Origin of the sequence: Streptomyces sp. NPDC003077 (genome assembly GCF_040611095.1) — a bacterium.
Classification (GTDB): Bacteria; Actinomycetota; Actinomycetes; order Streptomycetales; family Streptomycetaceae; genus Streptomyces.
Genome location: NZ_JBEXNM010000016.1, coordinates 20,997 through 40,480, shown reverse-complemented (window position 1 = coordinate 40,480; position 19,484 = coordinate 20,997). Strand labels below are relative to the sequence as shown.

The 19,484-nt window shown below is 71.0% G+C and carries 19 protein-coding genes; 3 read left to right on the top strand and 16 right to left on the bottom strand.

The window, feature by feature from the left end:
• The first annotated feature begins 57 nt into the window (after positions 1-57).
• Together ABZX96_RS13930 and ABZX96_RS13925 are read left to right on the top strand one after the other, a co-directional pair.
• Positions 58-1,221, top strand: a complete 1,164-nt coding sequence (locus ABZX96_RS13930) for a hypothetical protein (RefSeq protein ID WP_355542998.1) — start codon at positions 58-60, stop codon at positions 1,219-1,221.
• A gap of 26 nt (positions 1,222-1,247) precedes the next feature.
• Positions 1,248-1,697 (top strand): hypothetical protein, encoded by a 450-nt coding sequence (locus ABZX96_RS13925; protein WP_355542995.1) that lies wholly within the window; start codon positions 1,248-1,250, stop codon positions 1,695-1,697.
• 576 nt (positions 1,698-2,273) lie between these two features.
• Here ABZX96_RS13925 and ABZX96_RS13920 read toward each other — a convergent pair.
• On the bottom strand, positions 2,274-3,770 hold the full coding sequence (locus tag ABZX96_RS13920) for a hypothetical protein (RefSeq protein ID WP_355542992.1): 1,497 nt from the start codon (positions 3,768-3,770) through the stop codon (positions 2,274-2,276).
• Between the two features lie 247 nt (positions 3,771-4,017).
• On the opposite strand from ABZX96_RS13920, the gene ABZX96_RS13915 reads away from it, so the two are divergent.
• Positions 4,018-5,853 (top strand): endonuclease/exonuclease/phosphatase family protein, encoded by a 1,836-nt coding sequence (locus ABZX96_RS13915; RefSeq protein ID WP_355542989.1) that lies wholly within the window; start codon positions 4,018-4,020, stop codon positions 5,851-5,853.
• A 218-nt stretch (positions 5,854-6,071) separates the two neighbouring features.
• Here ABZX96_RS13915 and ABZX96_RS13910 read toward each other — a convergent pair whose 3' ends face one another.
• The 15 genes from ABZX96_RS13910 to ABZX96_RS13840 all read right to left on the bottom strand — a co-directional run bounded on the left by ABZX96_RS13910 (position 6,072) and on the right by ABZX96_RS13840 (position 19,445).
• Positions 6,072-7,136: an EI24 domain-containing protein gene (locus tag ABZX96_RS13910; protein ID WP_355542986.1), complete on the bottom strand. Its 1,065-nt coding sequence runs from the start codon at positions 7,134-7,136 to the stop codon at positions 6,072-6,074.
• 61 nt (positions 7,137-7,197) lie between these two features.
• The gene (locus ABZX96_RS13905; protein ID WP_355542983.1) at positions 7,198-7,953 is read right to left on the bottom strand and encodes a hypothetical protein; all 756 of its coding nucleotides are present in this window, start codon (positions 7,951-7,953) and stop codon (positions 7,198-7,200) included.
• Entirely contained in the window at positions 7,950-8,126 is a 177-nt protein-coding gene (locus tag ABZX96_RS13900; RefSeq protein ID WP_355542980.1) for a hypothetical protein, read from the bottom strand. Before ABZX96_RS13900 ends, ABZX96_RS13905 begins: the two co-directional genes overlap by 4 nt.
• A 492-nt stretch (positions 8,127-8,618) precedes the next feature.
• Positions 8,619-9,878: a RelA/SpoT domain-containing protein gene (locus ABZX96_RS13895; protein ID WP_355542977.1), complete on the bottom strand. Its 1,260-nt coding sequence runs from the start codon at positions 9,876-9,878 to the stop codon at positions 8,619-8,621.
• A gap of 285 nt (positions 9,879-10,163) precedes the next feature.
• Positions 10,164-11,150 carry a 2,3,4,5-tetrahydropyridine-2,6-dicarboxylate N-succinyltransferase gene (dapD, locus tag ABZX96_RS13890; RefSeq protein ID WP_355542974.1) on the bottom strand — a complete coding sequence of 329 codons (987 nt, stop codon included), beginning with the start codon at positions 11,148-11,150 and terminating at the stop codon, positions 10,164-10,166.
• 73 nt (positions 11,151-11,223) lie between these two features.
• Positions 11,224-11,862, bottom strand: a complete 639-nt coding sequence (locus ABZX96_RS13885; protein WP_355542971.1) for a TetR family transcriptional regulator — start codon at positions 11,860-11,862, stop codon at positions 11,224-11,226.
• Positions 11,862-12,182: a multidrug efflux SMR transporter gene (locus ABZX96_RS13880; RefSeq protein WP_355542968.1), complete on the bottom strand. Its 321-nt coding sequence runs from the start codon at positions 12,180-12,182 to the stop codon at positions 11,862-11,864. The genes ABZX96_RS13885 and ABZX96_RS13880 overlap by 1 nt, the downstream gene beginning before the upstream one ends.
• A 777-nt stretch (positions 12,183-12,959) precedes the next feature.
• Positions 12,960-13,295 carry a metal-sulfur cluster assembly factor gene (locus tag ABZX96_RS13875; protein ID WP_355542965.1) on the bottom strand — a complete coding sequence of 112 codons (336 nt, stop codon included), beginning with the start codon at positions 13,293-13,295 and terminating at the stop codon, positions 12,960-12,962.
• Positions 13,292-13,750 (bottom strand): Fe-S cluster assembly sulfur transfer protein SufU, encoded by a 459-nt coding sequence (gene sufU / locus ABZX96_RS13870; RefSeq protein WP_355542963.1) that lies wholly within the window; start codon positions 13,748-13,750, stop codon positions 13,292-13,294. Before sufU ends, ABZX96_RS13875 begins: the two co-directional genes overlap by 4 nt.
• 9 nt (positions 13,751-13,759) lie before the next feature.
• Positions 13,760-15,016: a cysteine desulfurase gene (locus ABZX96_RS13865; protein ID WP_355542960.1), complete on the bottom strand. Its 1,257-nt coding sequence runs from the start codon at positions 15,014-15,016 to the stop codon at positions 13,760-13,762.
• The gene (gene sufC, locus ABZX96_RS13860; protein WP_355542957.1) at positions 15,013-15,777 is read right to left on the bottom strand and encodes a Fe-S cluster assembly ATPase SufC; all 765 of its coding nucleotides are present in this window, start codon (positions 15,775-15,777) and stop codon (positions 15,013-15,015) included. Before sufC ends, ABZX96_RS13865 begins: the two co-directional genes overlap by 4 nt.
• Before the next feature lie 7 nt (positions 15,778-15,784).
• Positions 15,785-16,108, bottom strand: a complete 324-nt coding sequence (locus ABZX96_RS13855; protein WP_355542954.1) for a bifunctional 3-phenylpropionate/cinnamic acid dioxygenase ferredoxin subunit — start codon at positions 16,106-16,108, stop codon at positions 15,785-15,787.
• Positions 16,105-17,289, bottom strand: a complete 1,185-nt coding sequence (gene sufD / locus ABZX96_RS13850; protein WP_355542951.1) for a Fe-S cluster assembly protein SufD — start codon at positions 17,287-17,289, stop codon at positions 16,105-16,107. Before sufD ends, ABZX96_RS13855 begins: the two co-directional genes overlap by 4 nt.
• A gap of 63 nt (positions 17,290-17,352) precedes the next feature.
• Entirely contained in the window at positions 17,353-18,774 is a 1,422-nt protein-coding gene (sufB, locus tag ABZX96_RS13845; protein ID WP_355542948.1) for a Fe-S cluster assembly protein SufB, read from the bottom strand.
• Positions 18,771-19,445, bottom strand: coding sequence for an ArsR family transcriptional regulator (locus tag ABZX96_RS13840; protein ID WP_355543225.1), 675 nt, complete (start codon positions 19,443-19,445; stop codon positions 18,771-18,773). Before ABZX96_RS13840 ends, sufB begins: the two co-directional genes overlap by 4 nt.
• Positions 19,446-19,484 lie beyond the last annotated feature (39 nt).

Here is a 19,484-nt window from a genome sequence, read left to right as displayed (position 1 = left end):
GGCGGCGTACGGCTCCGAGCCGCGCGGGACGCCTACCGGGGAAGAGGTGGTCTGGTCGTGAACCAGCCCGAGATGATGCGCGGACCCACCGGCGGACAGGTCAGCGATACCTCCCGTCAGCAGGCACTCTCCGACTTCATGCACCCGCAGAACCCGCTCTCCAACGTGGTCGGCTTCGGCCACGGCGTGAAATGGGTCGACGGCGAGCCGACGGGTGAGGAAGCCCTGCTCGTCTTCGTGACCCAGAAGGTCCCGGAGTCGATGCTCCCCGAGCGCGACGTGATCCCGCGTCAGATGGACGACGGCACGCCCACCGACGTCGTCGCGGTCGGCCACGTCACCGCCCAGCCGCAGCAGCGCATGCAGCGGTCCTCCGGCACCGGCACGGCAGCGGAGCCGCAGGTCGGCTACGGCGCCGACGGCAGTGTGCTGTCCGGCTCGCTGTCCCAGCCGCTGCTCGAAGAGCTCGGCCAGCTCGGCGCGCTGGAGCCGCAGCTCCTCAAGCGCCGGATGCGCCCCTGCCCGTCCGGCTTCTCCGTCGGCAACGTGCAGGTCACCGCGGGCACGCTGGGCAGCGTGGTGTACGACTTCCTGCCCGGCGCCACCACGAACCCGCCGGCCCCCGGCCTCGGCGTACCGGCGCGGTTCTACATCCTGAGCAACAACCACGTCCTGGCCGACTCCAACCGGGCGCCTCTGGGCAGCCCGGTACTGCAGCCGGGCAGGTTCGACGGCGGCACCGACCCGGCCGACCGGATCGGCACGCTGGCCCGCTTCATCGCGATCCAGTTCGCCCCGCAGGTACCGCTGCCGCAGCACAACAACGTGGTGGACGCGGCACTGGCGACGGTGGAGTTCGAGGACGCCACCCGCCAGCAGTACTTCAGCGGCGCGCCGCGCGCCTGGCGGCGCAGCAGCATGACGGCGGTGGGCGACCTGGTGAAGAAGACCGGCCGCACGACGAACATCAGCTTCGGCCGGATCATCTCCACCAACGCCACCATCGACGTGAACTACGGCACGGCCGGCACGGCGCGGTTCAAGGACCAGATCCTGACCACGAACATCTCCGCGGGCGGGGACTCGGGGTCGCTGGTCACCTCGCTCGACAACGTCGCCGTCGGACTGCTCTTCGCGGGCTCGTCGCAGGTGACCGTCTGCAACCACATCGAGAACGTCCGCGCGCTGCTGCGCGTCGAGATCGCCGAGCAACTGGCCTGAGCCGACAGCGAGGCGGAGGGAGAGACATGACCAGCGCGGCGCAGAAGAAGAGGGAGCCGGGACGCGAGCACGCGTTCGTCAACGCCCAGGGTTCCGAGGTCAAGACCCGCGACGAGGCATTCGCCGTCCAGCGCGACGTGTCGGCGGAGGCTCTGCAGGTCACGTCGAAGATGCGGCTCCACAACGGGGCGGTCACCTTCGACATGGAGGTCAACTACAACCCGAACACCTACCCGCACGTCATCACCGGCGGCCGGATCACCAGCGGCATCTGCGGCGCGCCGTGGGACATCACCGGCGGTTCGATCGGCACGTCGTTGCGGCTGGACGCCAGGCGGCCCGGCGGTCCCGGGAACTGTGCCTCGACCATCACGATCATCGGCCAGTTCCAGGTACCGCTGTCCTACCGCGGCACGTACGGCTTCAACGGCCAGACGTCGTCGTTCAACCACACGACGCAGTTCATGTGTGACTGACGCGACGCGGCTCCCGAGAGCGCCCGGTCCGGCCCGCGGACCCGGGAGCGCGCCGGACGGCGGCACCCGGGTCCCGTGGGACTCCCACGAGGCTCCCGGAGACGGTGACGGGCCTCGCGTACGGCGCGCGGCACCGAGGCCGCACGGACGGGAGGGGCGGGGGCGAGCCGCCGGGGCACGGCGCCGCCGCGCCGGCGGAACCGTTCCCCGGCGGTGACGGCCGTGAGGACGACGAGCACGGCGAAGACGACGAGTACGGCGAGCACGACGACGCACCGGCGGCCGGCCCGAGCACCTGTCGGGCCGGCCGCCGGCCTGCGCGGGGACGGGGGAACCACCGGCCTGCGCGAGGGCGGAGGACCCGCCGGCCTGCGCCAGGACGGAGGACCCGCCAGCCAGCGCAAGGGCGGAGGAACCACCGGCCTGCGCGAGGGCGGAGGACCCGCCAGCCAGCGCCAGGACGGAGGACCTGTCGGTCCACCTGGGAGCAGCGGGACCCGCGGGCCGCGTGCGAGCGGCGGGACCGCCGGTACGCGACGGCCCCGTCCGCATCAGCACGGGCCGTACGGGCCCCCGTCAGCCTGCCTGCACGGACCGCGCCTTGAAGGCCGCCTTGCGGGCCTCCTTCGCCGCCTTCTTGTCGGGGTGCAGCCGCCCCATCGCCTCCAGCACGTCGGCGGTGGCCGGGTGGTCCGTCCGCCAGACCGCGTCGAAGAACCCGTTGTGCTGGTCCACCAGCCCTTGGACGAGCTCCCGCAGCTCGGCGGCGCCCTCGCCGTCCTCGCCGGCCGCGCCGAGCTGCGCGGCGATGGTGTCCACGGTCAGCCAGAAGATCATTTCCTGGGAGGGCTCGGGCACGTCGGTCGCGCCCTGCTCGGCGAGCCAGACCCGGGCCAGCCCGCCGAGCTGCGAGTCGTCCAGGACCTCGCGCAGCGCGGGCTCCGCGGCCGGGCCGACCAGCCCGAGCGTCTGCTGGCAGGCCAGCCGGCGCAGCGGTCCGCCGGCGTCGGTGCCGCGGGCCGCCGCGAGCAGGTCGCGGGCGGCGTCCAGCGGCGGGCGGGCGGCGAGCCACTGCTCGGCCTCGGCCCGCGCCAGGTCGTCCGGGTAGCCGGGCAGCGCGTCCAGGAGGGTGTCGGCGCCCTTGTCGGCGAGGTCGCCGAGCGCCGGGGCGTCGACCCCCGCGTCCAGCATCCGGGCCCGGACGGCGTAGACGCCGAGCGGGGTGAGCCGGACCATGCCGTAGCGGGCCACGTCCTCCTCGTCCAGCGGCTCGGCGGCGCGGACGGTCTCGCCGTCCTCGTCCAGCTCCTCGATGAGGGCCTCGTCCACCGGCGTGTAGTCGACCAGGCCGATCGGCTCCAGCACCCGGAACTGGTCGTCCAGGCGCATCATCGCGTCCGAGACCTCCTGGAGGACGTCGTCGGTGGGCTCGTCCATGTCGTCCGGGACGATCATGGACGCGGCGAGGGCGGGGAGCGGCACGTTCTGCTCGGGGTCCTCGCTGAGGGCGGTGAGCAGGTAGAGGTTGCCGAGGATGCCGTCCAGCAGGTCGGCTTCCTCCTCGGGGTCCCAGTCGATGGCGTCCAGGTCCAGTTCGCCGCCTTCGGCGAGCTGGTCGGCGAGGTCCGCGAGGTCGGGGGCGACCGCGTCGGCGAGCACGGTCTCCATGCCGGCCAGCCAGATGTCCAGCACGTCCTGCGGGGCGCCGGCGGTGAGCAGCTTCAGCTCCTCGCCGGGGGCGGCGGTGCCGACCGGGGCGCCGTCCGGGAGGTCCTCGTCCGCGTCCGCGTCGGCGGTCTCGTCGATCTCGACCAGTCCGGTGTCCACGGCGAGCTGCCACGCCTCGGCGGCGTACGCCGGGCCGTCCTCATCCTGTTCCAGGCCGAGGTGGGCGGTGGCGGCGGCGAGGCGTTCGGGAACGAGTTCGCCGCCGGTGCCGACGGGGACGCCGCCCTCGGCCCAGCGGGCGAGGCGGGCGGCCCGGGCGAGGAGCGGCGCGCTCAGCGCGTCCCGCGCCAGTTCCGCGTCGGAGTGCAGCCTCACCGGCGGCAGGGAGGGACGTTCTGCGGACATCTCGGGTTCAGCTCCTCGGACGGGCTTCGGCTGGTGCGAGGCCCAAGCGTAGACGGAATTCCGCGCATCCCGGGCAGTTCATCCGCCCGTCCCCCCGCCGACACCCGGAGAGCCTTGACAACTGCCCTGGCCACCCCAGAGATTGACGCGCGTAGAGCATGCGTGCGGAACATCTGCTCGTTTTTTGCCTCTTTCTTCACACGTTTCTTCGTTCTTTCCCCTCTTCCTCGCTTTCCTGGAGGCTGTCATGTCCTCGTCCCACCGCGCCCTGCGCAGACCGGTCACCGGCACCGCCGTGGTGACGGCCGCCCTCGCCGCCGGTCTGCTGATCGCCCCGCAGTCCGCGTCGGCCGCGGAGATCCGGATCCACGACATCCAGGGCACCACCCGCCTCTCGCCGCTGGCCGGCCAGCGGGTCACCGAGGTACCGGGCGTCGTCACGGCCATACGGGCCTTCGGCTCGGCGCGCGGCTTCTGGGTGCAGGACCCGCGCCCGGACCGCGACCCGGCCACCAGCGAGGCCGTCTTCGTCTTCACCGGCAAGGACACCCCGAAGGTCGCCGTCGGGGACGCGGTGCTGCTGACCGGCACGGTCTCCGAGTACTACCCCGGGGGCGCGGCGGCCGGGCTCCAGTCCCTGACCCAGATCACCGGCGCCACCTGGACCGTGACCTCCTCCGGCAACCCGCTGCCGGACGCCGTCCCGCTCAACGCCTCCACGGTCCCCGCCCGTTGGGCGCCCGACGCGAACGGCGGGAGCATCGAGTCGCTGCCGCTGCGCCCGCGCTCGTACGCCCTGGACCGGTACGAGTCCCTGGAGGGCATGCGGGTCTCGGTCGCCGACGCGCCCGTGGTCGGACCGACCAGCTCCCACAACGAGCTGTGGGTCACCGCCGAGCCCGACCACCACCGCACCGCGCGCGGCGGCGTCCTCTACGACAGCTACCGGGACCCCAACCCCGGCCGGGTCAAGGTCTCCTCCCTGATCCCCTTCTCCCAGCGGCCGTTCCCGGTCGCCGACGTGGGCGACGAGCTGACGGGCGTCACCGCGGGACCGCTGGACTACGACAACTACGGCGGTTACGAGATCCAGGCGACCGCCCTGGGCGACCTCACCGACCGCGGCCCCGCGCGGGAGACCACGCGCAAGCAGCGCGCCGACGAGCTGGCGGTGGCCACGTACAACGTCGAGAACCTCTCGCCCAAGACCCCGCAGGCCAAGTTCGACCGCCTCGCCCAGGCGCTGGTCGACAACCTGGCGGCCCCGGACATCGTGGCTCTGGAGGAGGTCCAGGACAACAGCGGCCCCACCAACGACAAGACCGTCGCGGCGGACGCCACCCTCAAGCAGCTCGCCGACGCCATCAAGGCGGCCGGCGGCCCGTCCTACGCCTGGCAGCAGATCGACCCGGTCGACGGGAAGGACGGCGGCCAGCCCGGCGGCAACATCCGCGTCGCCTTCCTCTACAACCCGGCCCGGGTCTCCTTCACCGCGGTCCCCGGCGGCGACGCCACCACGCCGGTCAAGGTGGTCCGCGACCACGGCAAGGCCCGGCTGTCCGTCTCGCCCGGCCGCATCGCGCCCGCCGACGCGGCGTGGGAGAACAGCCGCAAGCCGCTGGTCGGGCAGTTCTCCTTCCGAGGCCGGCCGGTCTTCGTGGTCGCCAACCACTTCAACTCCAAGGGCGGCGACCAGGGCCTGGACAGCCGCTTCCAGCCGCCCGCCCGCACCTCCGAGACCCAGCGGACCCAGCAGGCCGAGCTGGTGAACCGCTTCGTCAAGGACCTGCTCGCCGCCGACCCGAAGGCCGACGTGGTGGTCGCCGGTGACCTCAACGACTACCAGTTCTCGCCCGCCCTCAAGACGCTCACCAAGGGCGGCGTCCTGACCGACCTGGTCAACCGGCTCCCGAAGGCGGAGCGCTACGGCTACGTCTTCAACGGCAACTCGCAGGTCCTGGACCACATGCTCACCAGCCGCCACCTGCGCGCGGTCGACTACGACATCGTGCACATCAACGCCGAGTACGCCGACCAGTCCAGCGACCACGACCCGCAGGTGCTGCGGGCACGGCTGGGCTGACGGGGGGCGGGGGCGCCGGGCCGCGCCAAGGAGCGCGCGAGCCCGTTACGCGAGCCGGTCCCTGCCGGTGGCCCGTCCCTGCCGGTAGCCGATCCCTGCCGGTAGCCGATCCCTGCCGGTAGCCGATCCCTGCCGGTAGCCGGTCCCTGCCGGTGGCCAGTCTCTGCCGCTAGCCGGTCCCTGCCGGTAGCCGGTCCCCTTCCTGGAGGGGACCGGCGTCACTTCCGGGTGGGCGGTGGGCCGTAGGTGCCGGGGGCGCTGTACGGGTTGCCGGGGGTGCCGTACGGGCTTCCGGCCTGGGGGTCTCCGGCGTACGGGTTGCTCGCATACGGGTTGCCGGCCGAACGGTCGCCGCCCTGCGGGCCGGGGGTTCCGTACGGGCCGGAAGCGCCGTACGGAGCGGACGCGGCCGAGCCGGAGGGACCGTGGGAGCCGGGCGGACCGTACGCCCCCGGAGCCCCGTGTCCGTCAGTGGCGGCCGGTCCGAAAGCCCCGTCACCGTCCCGAGACACCTCGGAACCGGCGGCCTCGCGCCCCTCGTCCTCACCGCTCCCCGCCAGATCCCGCACGAGCAGCGTCGCCCCCGCCACCGCGCCCGGCATCAGCAGCACCGACACGAACGGGATCAGGAACAGCAGCGTGACCGGTGTGCCGAACCCGACCGCCAGCGCCTTGCGCCCGCGCAGCATCCGCATCTGCTCCCGCACCGGTATGCCGCGCCGCTGCATCGCCACCGTCGAGAGCTCGACCGTCAGGAAGAAGCCGGAGACGCAGAATCCGATCGCCGGGATCACCGTCTGCCCGATCACCGGTATGAAGCCCAGGGCGAACAGCAGGATCCCGAACCCCGCCGCGCGCAGCAGCACGTACACGCTGTCCGTGAGGGCCGTCCACAGCTCCCGCCACAACGGCAGCTCCGGCCCCGGCGGGCAGCCGCCCTCCGACTCCTCCACCCGCTCGGCGAGCTTCTCGTAGAAGGGCTCACCGATCACCAGCGTCACGGCGGTGAAGGTCAGGACGGACAGCAGCAGCCCGCCCGCGAAGAGCAGCGCCACGAACACCCCGCGCAGGATGCCCCGCCACGGTGAGCCCCAGTCGTCGGCGAACGGCGTCGCCCAGGCCGCCAGATCGCCGCCCCAGAAGACGAGCGCGCCCAGCGCGCCCGCGTACAGCACCAGCGTGATGAGCGCGGGAAGCAGCCCGAACCCCCACCACCGCCCGTTCCGGGCAACCCAGCGCTGCCCTTTCCCCAAGTACGCCATTCCCGCCACAAGATCACGCATGGCGCCAGCCTAGTGGCCGGGTGTGACAACGCCGATGGCCGCCGGTAACCACCTCGGTTCGTCACCGGGCCTCGGCTCCCCCGCCCCCTTCCCCGACGTCCGGCGCCTTTCCCGTCAGCCGCGCCAACTGCCCCTGCAACCAGTCGAGACGGACCTGCAGCAGACTGGCCTCGGCCACCAGCTCCGGCACCGTGGAAGCAGTCGCGCCGTCCACCGGGCGCTCGTACGAAGCCCCGGCGCCCGCCACTTCCGCACCACCGGCACCGTTCACCACACGCACCCGGCCGCCCCCAAGCCGTACGAACTCCGCGAACCCCAGCACCGTGCGCGGCGCGAACCCCGCGCCCGCACGGCCGACCGCACACCCCGCACAGGCAGCCGACAACACCCGCCAGCCGGGTCGCCCCCACCCCGCGTCCACGAACCCGGCCGACGCCCGCCCGCACGCGCACGCCCCGACCCGCACCTCCCGCACCCGCTGCCGCGCGTACCGCATCCCGCGCTCGAAGCGGATGTACGCGCCGAGCACGCCGACCTCCAGCAGCACGGCCCGCCGGTACTCGGTCGCACAGGCCAGGGCCAGCGCCTCGTCCCGGTCGTGCAGGCAGTAGAAGCCGCAGTCGCAGCGCGGGGCGGGAGGACGGTGCCGCCTGCCGTAGACGCAGTGCGCGTCGTCCAGGAACCCGTACGGGAGCGCGCCCCCGATCGATACCCCGGCGAAGCCGGTACGCGTGCCGTCGTGGGACAGCACGGGGTGGGCGAGCTTGTAACCGATCGGCGGGCGCGAAGGGCGCTCCTGCGGAAGCCGCAGCCTCATCGCCCGGCCGGCACCTGGTCCCGCGGTGTCTCGGCGGCGGCCGGCCCCTGTACGCCGTCACGCGGCGCGGACGGCGAATCGACCACCGCGCGAGCGTCCTCCGGCTGCCCTGCCACGCTCTCGACCTCGGTCTCCTCGGCGATCCCGACCGCGAGCGGTTTGCCCAGCCTCATGGCGACCTCCTGGTGCTTCCGGCGCTCTCCTGGTGGCTCGTACCGTCACGCCGCGACCCGCGCCGTGACGTCTTGTCGACTCATCGACAGATGACACCCCGGGGCCGGGCACCGCCCACCTGCCGGTACACCCACCCCACCGGGACGAACGGCCGCACCCGCGCGGCAGCCGTACCGACCACGGCCGGTGCCGCCGCGCCTTCCGGGGACATCTCCCTGCCGACCCGGCCATGGTGACCCATCCGAGGCCGGTTGGTACCGCCTCATATCGGCCACGCCCGCGCCGGACGGGCGGGCGGCGGCGCTCCGGGACGAACCGCCGGACGGCCGCCGCGGAAGGCAGCCGTCCGGCGCGGTGACCCTCACCGGGCCTTCGCCAGGCACGTCCGGTCAGCCGGTCGACGTGCTCCGCGCGCCCGGGGCGCGGGACCGCGAAGCGGCCGGAACACGACGTCCTCCCGGCCGATCGCCTTCACGCCCTTTCGCCGGAATTCACGCGAGTCCGAACTGCTCCCGGAGCTTCGTCGTTATCGTCTCGATACGCTCGGTCGCCTCGGTCAGATAGCCGACCGGCGGGATCTCTATTCCGTGCACGACATTGTTCCGCATCCGCCGCAGCAGGTCGATTTCCCGACGTGTTTCCCGGTCGGCCACCTCCAGGCTTTCCAGCACACGGAGGGTCGGCATCATCGGGCGGGTGTGGCCGTGCGTCGACGCGTATTCCCGCACCAGCTTTTCCAGTTCCACCCAGCTCGACAAGAAGCGTCCGATCTGCTGATGGAGGTCGGCCTGTTCCGAATCATCGCCATCCGTCGTCCCGCGTGATTCCGTCCGCAACGCGTCGTACACGTCGTACCGGGACGGGTCCACGAGGAGAAGGGCATCGATCACCTGCTCCGCCAGCGGGCGCATTTCCAGATTCCCGTGCAGCGAGTCCAGGTAAGGCGCCAGCCGTTCCGGGGTCTGCAGCCCCAGTTCCGCCAGGAGCCTGAACAGCACGTCGACCCGCCCCAGCCCGGAGTCCTCCACGGGGCCGTCCAGTACGCCGTTGGCGTGGCTGAGGAGGTGGGCGGCGAGTTCGTAATGGTTCAGGAAGGTCCGCTCGCTGCTGGCGACCCTGACCTCCGCGGCCTTCTGGAGCATCGTGAGGGAAAGCTCTCCGGCGATGACGAGACCGTTGAGCTGATCGAGAATCGCGTGTTCCTGCTCGGACAGGTCCCCTTCCAGCGGCTTGTAGACAAGGTCGTGCTCCACTTCCGACCATGCGTGCATGAGCACCGAAGCGACCTGGATCTCCACCCGTGCCCGGGCGTACCGCTTGTCCAGCTCGTTGAGATCGTGTTCCTTGAGCTGCACCCGGTAGTGCACCGCCGAGTATCCCGGAAAGCGTTTCTCGGGCCGCGGGTCACCGGAGGCCGGGAATTCCCTTCTGGGTCCGACCTGACTGAACAGGCGCTCGATGTGCTTGTCGACCTGCTCTTGCTGGCCCGGGAAGTACAGCGCGACCCGCACCCCGGCCAGATCCACTATGTCGCGGAAGATGTCCTCGACCGAGGCGTATTGCTGTTCCGCTTCCCGCTTGCGGCATTTCTCCTCCAGCCGGCCGATGTCCTTGGCCCGGTGCGTGACGATGCAGCGCACACCGGAAGCCCGCAGGCTCTTTTCCAGCGTTTGCGCCACCAGCCGCGCCGCCTGGCTATAGAAGTCATACTCCTTGATATACCTTGCGATGAAATCTTCGATAAGACCCATTACGCCCCCGGTCCGGGTAGATCCCCAATGTCGCACGCGGTGAATTCAGCGACGCTTGAGGGTCATGATGCCTCAGTGGTCCGTCCGTGATACGGGCGGCGGGACGACGAAATCCCCGGGTTCGGAGGAGAGGACCGCCGAGCGTGCCCCGGCAACGCGCGAGCGCCCTCCCGGGGCGGTCCTGGGACCGCCCCGGGAGGGCGCTCAGCGCCGGCAGCCACCGACCGGCGGCGGTTCGGTACGCCGGTCGACGGGCGGGCGACCGCGGCGCGCAGCCGCCCGTGATCAGTTGTGGCTGTGCAGCACGTCGTTCAGCCCGCCCCACGTCGCCTTGTTGGGCCGGGCCTCCACCGCACCCGTCGTCGAGTTGCGCCGGAAGAGGATGTTGCTCGCGCCGGAGAGCTCCAGGGCCTTGACGATCTGGCCGTCGGGCATGGTGACGCGGGTGCCCGCGGTCACGTACAGGCCGGCCTCGACCACGCACTCGTCGCCGAGGGCGATGCCGATGCCCGACTCGGCGCCCAGGAGGCAGCGCTCGCCGATGGAGATGATCTGCTTGCCGCCGCCGGAGAGGGTGCCCATGGTGGAGGCGCCGCCGCCGATGTCGGAGCCGTCGCCGACGATCACACCGGCGCTGATGCGGCCCTCGACCATGGAGGTGCCCAGCGTCCCGGCGTTGAAGTTGACGAAGCCCTCGTGCATGACGGTCGTGCCGGCCGCCAGGTGGGCGCCGAGGCGGACCCGGTCCGCGTCGCCGATCCGGACGCCGGACGGGACGACGTAGTCGGTCATGCGCGGGAACTTGTCGATGCTGGTGACCTGGAGGTGCAGGCCCTCGGCGCGGGCGTTGAGCCGCACGGTCTCCACCTGGTCGACGGCGACGGGGCCGAGCGAGGTCCAGGCGACGTTCGCCAGCAGCCCGAACATGCCCTCCAGGTTCTGGCCGTGCGGCTTGACCAGGCGGTGGCTGAGCAGGTGGAGGCGCAGGTAGACGTCGTGCGCGTCCAGCGGCTTGTCGTCCAGGGAGGAGATCACCGTACGGACGGCCACGACCTCCACGCCGCGGCGCGGGTCCGGGCCGATGGCCTTGGGGGCCGCGGCGCCGAGCAGTTCGGTGGCGCGCTCGGCGGTGAGCCGCTCGGTCCCGGCGGGGCCGGGCTCGGCGACGAGCTCCGGCGCCGGGAACCAGGTGTCGAGAACGGTGCCGTCGGGGGTGACGGTGGCGAGCCCGGCGGCGACGGCGCCGGTCGTACGGGAAGTAGCTTCGGTCATGTTCGAAACCTAACCGGAGCGCCCCCGCCGAGGCGAACCGGTCTCAGCGGTCAAGAAGCACGTCAGGGCGCGTTCAGCCCCTGTCACGGCGCACCGGCCCGGCTCCGGGCTCCTGTGGCGTGGTCCTTCCGGGACGAGGGGCCCGGTCCGCCCGACCGTTCCTCTGAGCACCCGCCCCCAGCACCCGCTCCAGCCCCGCCCGCGTCTCCTCCGCGTCGAAGGGGCGCCCCATGAGGAGGTACTGCAGCATCAGCCCGTCCAGGTAGGCGACCAGCGCCCGCGCGGTCGCCTCGTCCCCGGTCCGGTCGGCGAGTATCCGCACCGACTCGTCCAGGTACTCCGCCGCTATCGGCCGCACCGCCTCGCGGCGCAGCGCGGTCAGGTACAGCTCGTACTCCATCGTGACCCGCGTGCGGTCCCCGGCCAGCAGCCGTTCCACCAGTCCGGTCAGCATCTCGACGAGCGGGACGCCGTGGTCGAGGGTCTCGGCGCTCCGCACCACGTCGGCCAGCCAGCTCTCGTTGACCTGCCGCAGCGCGGCCACCAGCAGGTCGTCCAGGGAGGTGAAGTGGTACGTCGTCGAGCCGAGCGGGACGTCCGCCTCGGCGGCGACCAGGCGGTGGCTCAGGCCCGCTATGCCGTGCTCGGCCACCACCTTGATCGCCGCGTCGATGATCCGCTGCCGCCGGTCGGGGTCGTAGCGGCGGGCCATCAGTGCGCCCCGCCGAGGTTCAGCACGACGACTCCGGCGATGACCAGCACCACGCCGGCGATCCGGGCGAACGACGCGGCCTCCCCGAGGAAGACCATGCCGATGGCGGCGACGACGGCGGTGCCGACGCCGGACCAGATGGCGTACGCGGTGCCGACGTTCATGGTCTTGAGCGTCTGCGCCAGCAGGACGAAGGCGACGATGTATCCGGCGGCCGTCCCCAGGGACGGCCACAGCTTCGAGAAACCGTCGCTGTACTTCATCGAGGTGGTGGCCGCGATCTCGCACGCGATGGCCCCGGCAAGTGTCAGATAGCCCATGTGTACGAGTGTACGCATGGATGTGTACGGGCGTACACAGCCGACCACCGGACGGGGAGAGCACCACACGGGGCCCTCATCCCCGGGCCAGTGCCGCCCCTCCCAGCCCGTCCGGCGATTGAGGACACCGTGACAGGAGCCACGAGAAGCCGCAGTCTCGCCGACGAGGGCCCCAGCGCGAGACCCGCACCTTCGAGCCGAGACCGCCACCCCCAGCCCGTCCGGCGATTGAGGACACCGTGGCAGGAGCCACGACAAGCCGCAGTCTCGCCGGCGAAGGCGCCAGCACGAGACCCGCACCCTCGGGCCGAGACCGCCACCCCCAGCCCGTCCGGCGATCGAGGACACCGCGACAGGAGCCACGACAAGCCGCAGTCTCGCCGGCGAAGGCGCCAGCACGAGACCCGCACCTTCGAGCCGAGACCCGCACCCCCAGCCCGTCCGGCGATTGAGGACACCCCGGTGAGCGCGGGTACGGGCTCGGGGGCGGGTGGCGGGTGATTTTGGGTCCCGGTGAACGCCGGAGGCGTTGTCCTCAATCGCCGGACGGGCTGAATTTTGCGGGCCACCGTCCATAGGTGCGGGTACGGCAGGCGCGAAATTGCCGCACCGCCGTCCATAGATGCGGGCAAGGCCCCGGGCTGCCCCGGCCGACGACGGCAAACGCGTACGGAAACGCGTACGAAAAACGCGTGTGGGGCGCCCCGAAGGACGCCCCACACGCGTGATGAAGACGGCGGCAGCGCCGAGGCTGCCAAGCCCCGGAACGCCCGAGTCTCAGACGTTGAAGCCCAGCGCCCGAAGCTGCTCGCGCCCGTCATCGGTGATCTTGTCCGGACCCCACGGCGGCATCCAGACCCAGTTGATCTTCAGCTCGTTGACGATGCCGTCCGTCGCGGCCCGCGCCTGGTCCTCGATGACGTCGGTCAGCGGGCAGGCCGCGGAGGTCAGCGTCATGTCGACGGTGGCGATGTTCGCGTCGTCGATGTGGATGCCGTAGATCAGGCCGAGGTTGACGACGTCGATGCCCAGCTCGGGGTCGACCACGTCGTACAGGGCCTCGCGGACCTCTTCCTCCGAGGCCGGCTTGGTGGTGGTGGGGGTGTCGGTCATGCGGTCTTCGCCTCCTCGGAAAGAGCCTTGGCCGTGGCGTCCTTCCAGGCCATCCAGCTCAGCAGGGCACACTTCACGCGCGCCGGGTACTTGGAGACGCCGGCGAACGCCACGGCGTCCTCCAACACCTCCTCCATCGCGTCGTCCGGCTCGACCTTGCCCTTGGACTGCATCAGCTCCAGGAAGGTCTCCTGGATCCGCTGCGCCTCGCCCAGCTCCTTGCCGACCAGCAGCTCGTTCAGCACGGACGCGCTGGCCTGGCTGATGGAGCAGCCCTGGCCCTCGTACGACACGTCCTCGATGGTCGCCCCGTTCAGCCGGACGCGCAGCGTGATCTCGTCGCCGCACGTCGGGTTGACGTGGTGCACCTCGGCGTCGCCGTCGCGCAGACCGCGCCCGTGGGGGTTCTTGTAGTGATCCAGGATCACGTCCTGGTACATGGAGTCCAGCTTCACGAGTGGGTCCTATCCGAAGAAGTGACGGACGTGTTCCAGGCCCTCGACCAAGGCGTCGACCTCGGCGGGGGTGGAGTACAGATAGAACGACGCTCGCGTGGTCGCGGGAATTCCGTACCGCAGGCACACGGGGCGGGCGCAGTGGTGGCCGACCCGGACCGCGATGCCCTGCTCGTCCAGCACCTGGCCCACGTCGTGCGGGTGGATGTCGCCGAGCGTGAAGGAGACCGTCGCACCGCGGTCCTCGGCCGTGGAGGGGCCGATGATGCGCAGGTCGGGGACCTCCAGCAGCCGCTTGACGGCGTACTGGGTGAGGGCGTGCTCGTGCTCGGCGATCTTGTCCATGCCGATGGCGGAGAGGTAGTCCACGGCCGCGCCGAGGCCGACGGCCTGCGCGATCGGGGGCGTGCCCGCCTCGAACTTGTGCGGCGCCGGGGCGTAGGTGGAGGAGTGCATCGAGACGGTCTCGATCATCTCGCCGCCACCGAGGAACGGCGGCAGGTCCTCCAGCAGCTCCTGGCGGCCCCACAGGACGCCGATGCCGGTCGGGCCGCACATCTTGTGGCCGGTGAAGGCCACGAAGTCGGCCTGGAGCGCCTGGACGTCCAGCGGCATGTGCGGGGCGGCCTGGGACGCGTCGATGCACACCAGCGCGCCGACCTCCTGGGCGCGCCGGATGATCGCCTCGACCGGGTTGTAGGTGCCCATGAGGTTGGACACCAGCGTGAACGAGACGATCTTCGTCCGCTCGGTGATGACCTCGTCGATGGCGGACAGGTCCAGCCGGCCGTCGTCGGTCAGGCCGAACCACTTCAGCTTCGCGCCGGTGCGCTGCGAGAGCATCTGCCACGGCACGATGTTGGAGTGGTGCTCCATCTCCGTGATGACGATCTCGGTGTCGCGGTCCACCCGGTAGGGCTCGTCCGCCCAGCCGAGCATGTTCGCGACCAGGTTGAGCCCTTCGGAGGCGTTCTTGGTGAAGATCACCTCGTCGCGGCTCGGCGCGTTGATGAAGGCGGCGACCTTGTCGCGGGCGCCTTCGTAGAGTGCCGTGGCCTCCTCGGCGAGCACGTGCACGCCGCGGTGGACGTTGGCGTTCGAGCGCTCGTAGTACGCGTTGACAGCTTCGAGCACCTGGCGCGGCTTCTGGGAGGTCGCCGCGTTGTCCAGGTACACGATCTTCTTCCCGTCGTGCACCTGGCGGTCCAGGAGCGGGAAGTCCTTACGGATCGCCTCGGTGTCGAGGAGGCCCGGCAGATGGGTCACGCCGTCGCGCCCCCCTTCACGTACGCCTCGTAGCCCTCGGCCTCCAGCTTGTCCGCCAGCTCCGGGCCGCCGGACTCGGCGATCCGGCCGTTGGCGAAGACGTGGACGTGGTCGGGCTTGATGTAGCGCAGGATGCGCGTGTAGTGCGTGATCAGCAGGGTGCCGACCTCGCCGGTCTCGCGGACGCGGTTGACGCCCTCGGAGACGATGCGCAGCGCGTCGACGTCCAGGCCGGAGTCGGTCTCGTCGAGGATCGCGATCTTCGGCTTCAGCAGTTCGAGCTGGAGGATCTCGTGGCGCTTCTTCTCACCGCCGGAGAACCCCTCGTTGACGTTGCGCTCGGCGAAGGAGGGGTCCATGGAGAGGCGCTCCATGGCCTCCTTGACCTCCTTGACCCAGGTGCGCAGCTTGGGGGCCTCGCCGCGGATGGCGGTGGCGGAGGTGCGCAGGAAGTTGGAGACCGAGACGCCGGGGACCTCGACCGGGTACTGCATGGCGAGGAAGACGCCGGCGCGGGCGCGCTCGTCGACGGACATCTCCAGGACGTCCTCGCCGTCGAGGGTGACGGTGCCGCCGGTGATCGTGTACTTGGGGTGACCCGCCAGCGAGTAGGCGAGGGTGGACTTGCCGGAGCCGTTGGGGCCCATGATGGCGTGCGTCTCGCCCTGCTTCACGGTCAGGTCGACGCCCTTCAGGATCTCGCGCGAGCCGTTCTCGGCTTCGACGGAGACGTGCAGGTCGTGGATCTCAAGCGTTGCCATGGGGAACTCAGGACTCCTGGGTGACGGAGACGAGCACGTCGTCCCCTTCGATCTTTACGGGGTATACGGGGACGGGCTGCGTCGCGGGGAGGCTGGACGGCTTGCCCGTGCGGAGGTCGAAGCTGGAGCCGTGCAGCCAGCACTCGATGGCGCAGTCCTCGACCTCGCCCTCCGAGAGCGAGACGTTGGCGTGCGAGCAGATGTCGTTGATCGCGAACACCTCGCCCTCGGTGCGGACGACCGCGACCGGGACGCCGTCGAGCTCGACGCGCTTGGGCGTGTCCTCTTCCAGCTCGCTGAGCGCGCAGGCGCGGACGAAGGCGGCGGTCATGCGACGGACGCCTCCAGCTCGGCCTCGATCTTGGCGATCAGGCGCTCCTCGACGTCGGGCAGGCCGATCTGCTGGACCAGCTCGGCGAAGAAGCCGCGGACGACCAGGCGGCGCGCCTCGTCGGCGGGGATGCCGCGGGCCATCAGGTAGAACAGCTGCTCGTCGTCGAACCGGCCGGTGGCGCTGGCGTGGCCGGCGCCGACGATCTCGCCGGTCTCGATCTCCAGGTTGGGCACCGAGTCGACCCGCGCGCCGTCGGTCAGGACGAGGTTGCGGTTGAGCTCGTAGGTGTCCGTGCCGGTGGCGGCGGCGCGGATGAGGACGTCGCCGATCCACACGGCGTGCGCGTCCTTGCCCTGGAGGGCGCCCTTGTAGACGACGTTGGAGCGGCAGTTGGCCGCCTCGTGGTCGACGAAGAGGCGGTGCTCCTGGTGCTGCCCGTTGTCGGTGAAGTACAGGCCGTAGAACTCGGCCTCGCCGCCGGGCGCCGCGTAGGTGACGCGCGGGTGCAGGCGGACCAGGTCGCCGCCGAAGGTGACGATCACCGACTTGAAGGAGGCGTCCCGGCCGACCAGCGCGTTGTGCTGGCCGACGTGCACCGCGGTGTCGTCCCAGTCCTGGACGGAGACGACGGTGAGCTTGGCGCCGTCGCCGAGCAGGTAGTCGACGTTGGCGGCGAGGACGGCGTCACCGGCGTGGTCGATGACCACGACGGCCTCGGCGAACGCGCCGAGCTCGATCACCTGGTGGCCGAAGGCGGTGCCGCCCTCGCCGCGCACCGAGATCCGGATCGGCTCGGTGAGCGCGGTCTCCTTGGGCACCGTGATGACGGACGCCTTCTCGAAGGAGCTGTACGCCTGGGCGGCGACGCGGTCGACGGGCTTGCCGGCCTTGCCGACGCGCGGGTCGGCGCGGTCCACGAGCTCGTGGGTGACGCCCTCGGGCGCGGTGATGTCGACCTTCAGGTCGGCGCCGCCCGCGACGGCGGTGCCGTCGTGGAGGCCCTTCAGGCGCTCCAGGGGAGTGAAGCGCCACTCCTCCTCACGGCCGTGCGGCACCGGGAAGTCCGCCACGTCGTAGGACGGCGGGGCGCTCATCCGGGTGGCGACGGTGGACTCCGCGGCCACCGCGATCGAGCCGGCGGTGGTGGAACCCGCTGGGATGGTCTGAGCCTCAGCCATGGCTGTCGTCGTGCTCTCTTTCTGCCTCGTCAGTAAGTCGGTCGCTGCCGTGCGGCGCGGGCGTCAGCCCACCGCGCCTTCCATCTGCAGCTCGATCAGCCGGTTCAGCTCCAGCGCGTACTCCATCGGCAGCTCGCGGGCGATCGGCTCGACGAAACCGCGCACGATCATTGCCATGGCCTCGTCCTCGGACAGGCCGCGGGCCATCAGGTAGAAGAGCTGGTCGTCGCTCACCTTGGAGACCGTGGCCTCGTGGCCCATGGACACGTCGTCCTCGCGGACGTCCACGTAGGGGTAGGTGTCCGAGCGGGAGATGGTGTCCACGAGCAGGGCGTCGCACAGCACGTTGGACTTGGAGCCCTCGGCGCCCTCGCCGATCTCGATCAGGCCGCGGTAGGAGGTGCGGCCACCGCCCCGCGCCACCGACTTGGAGACGATGTTCGAGGAGGTGTTCGGGGCCATGTGGACCATCTTGGCGCCGGCGTCCTGGTGCTGGCCCTCGCCCGCGAAGGCGATGGACAGCGTCTCGCCCTTGGCGTGCTCGCCCATGAGGTAGACGGCCGGGTACTTCATCGTGACCTTGGAGCCGATGTTGCCGTCGACCCACTCCATGGTCGCGCCCTCGTACGCCACGGCGCGCTTGGTGACCAGGTTGTAGACGTTGTTCGACCAGTTCTGGATCGTCGTGTAGCGGCAGCGACCGCCCTTCTTCACGATGATCTCGACCACCGCGGAGTGCAGCGAGTCCGACTTGTAGATCGGCGCGGTGCAGCCCTCGACGTAGTGGACGTAGGCGTCCTCGTCGACGATGATCAGCGTCCGCTCGAACTGGCCCATGTTCTCGGTGTTGATCCGGAAGTAGGCCTGGAGCGGGATGTCCACGTGGACGCCCTTGGGCACGTAGATGAACGAGCCGCCGGACCACACCGCGGTGTTCAGCGAGGCGAACTTGTTGTCGCCGACCGGGATGACCGTGCCGAAGTACTCCTGGAAGAGCTCCGGGTGCTCCTTGAGCGCGGTGTCGGTGTCCAGGAAGATGACGCCCTGCGCCTCCAGGTCCTCGCGGATCTGGTGGTACACGACCTCGGACTCGTACTGCGCGGCGACACCGGCGACCAGGCGCTGCTTCTCCGCCTCGGGGATGCCCAGCTTGTCGTAGGTGTTCTTGATGTCCTCGGGCAGCTCCTCCCAGGAGGTGGCCTGCTGCTCGGTGGAGCGCACGAAGTACTTGATGTTGTCGAAGTCGATGCCCGACAGGTCCGAGCCCCAGTTGGGCATGGGCTTCTTGTCGAAGAGGCGCAGGCCCTTGAGGCGGAGCTTGAGCATCCACTCGGGCTCGTTCTTCTTCGCCGAGATGTCGCGGACGACCTCCTCGGAGAGGCCGCGCTTGGCGGAGGCACCGGCGACGTCCGAGTCGGCCCAGCCGTACTCGTACGTGCCCAGTCCTTCGAGCTCGGGGTGAGCGGTCTCCGTGGGGAGAGTCATGCGGGGTTCCTCCCGGCCGTGCTAACAGAAGCTGTGGTGGTCTTGGTGGTACTGCGGGTGGCCTCGCCGGCCTTCGGGACGAAGGTCGTGCACACTCCATCGCCGTGGGCGATCGTGGCGAGACGCTGCACGTGGGTCCCGAGCAGGCGGGAGAAGACCTCGGTCTCCGCCTCGCACAGCTGCGGGAACTGCTCGGCGACATGGGCGACCGGGCAGTGGTGCTGACAGAGCTGTTCGCCGACCGGTGCGCTGCGCGCCGTAGCAGCGTACCCGTCCGCGCTCAGCGCTTCGGCGAGCGCCCGGGTGCGCTCCTCGGGCGGGGCGGCCTCGACGGCGTGGCGGTAGCCCTCGGCCTGGACGGCGATCCTGGCCCGGGCGAACGCGGCGACCGCGGCCTCCCCGACCTCGCCGCCGCCCGCGCTCTGCGCGATCCAGCGCAGCGCGTCGGAGGCGAGGCTGTCGTATGCCTGGTCGAAGGCGTCCCGGCCGCAGGCCGTCAGGGCGAACGCCTTGGCCGGCCGGCCGCGCGAACGCGCTCCGTACACGCGCTTCTCGCGGGGCTCGACGATGCCCTCGGCGGCCAGCGCGTCCAGATGGCGGCGGACCGCCGCCTGCGTGAGCTCCAGGCGCAGGGCCAGCTCGGCGGCGGTGGACGGGCCGTGGTCGAGGATGGAGCGGGCGACGCGGTGACGCGTGCCGCTCTGCTCGTC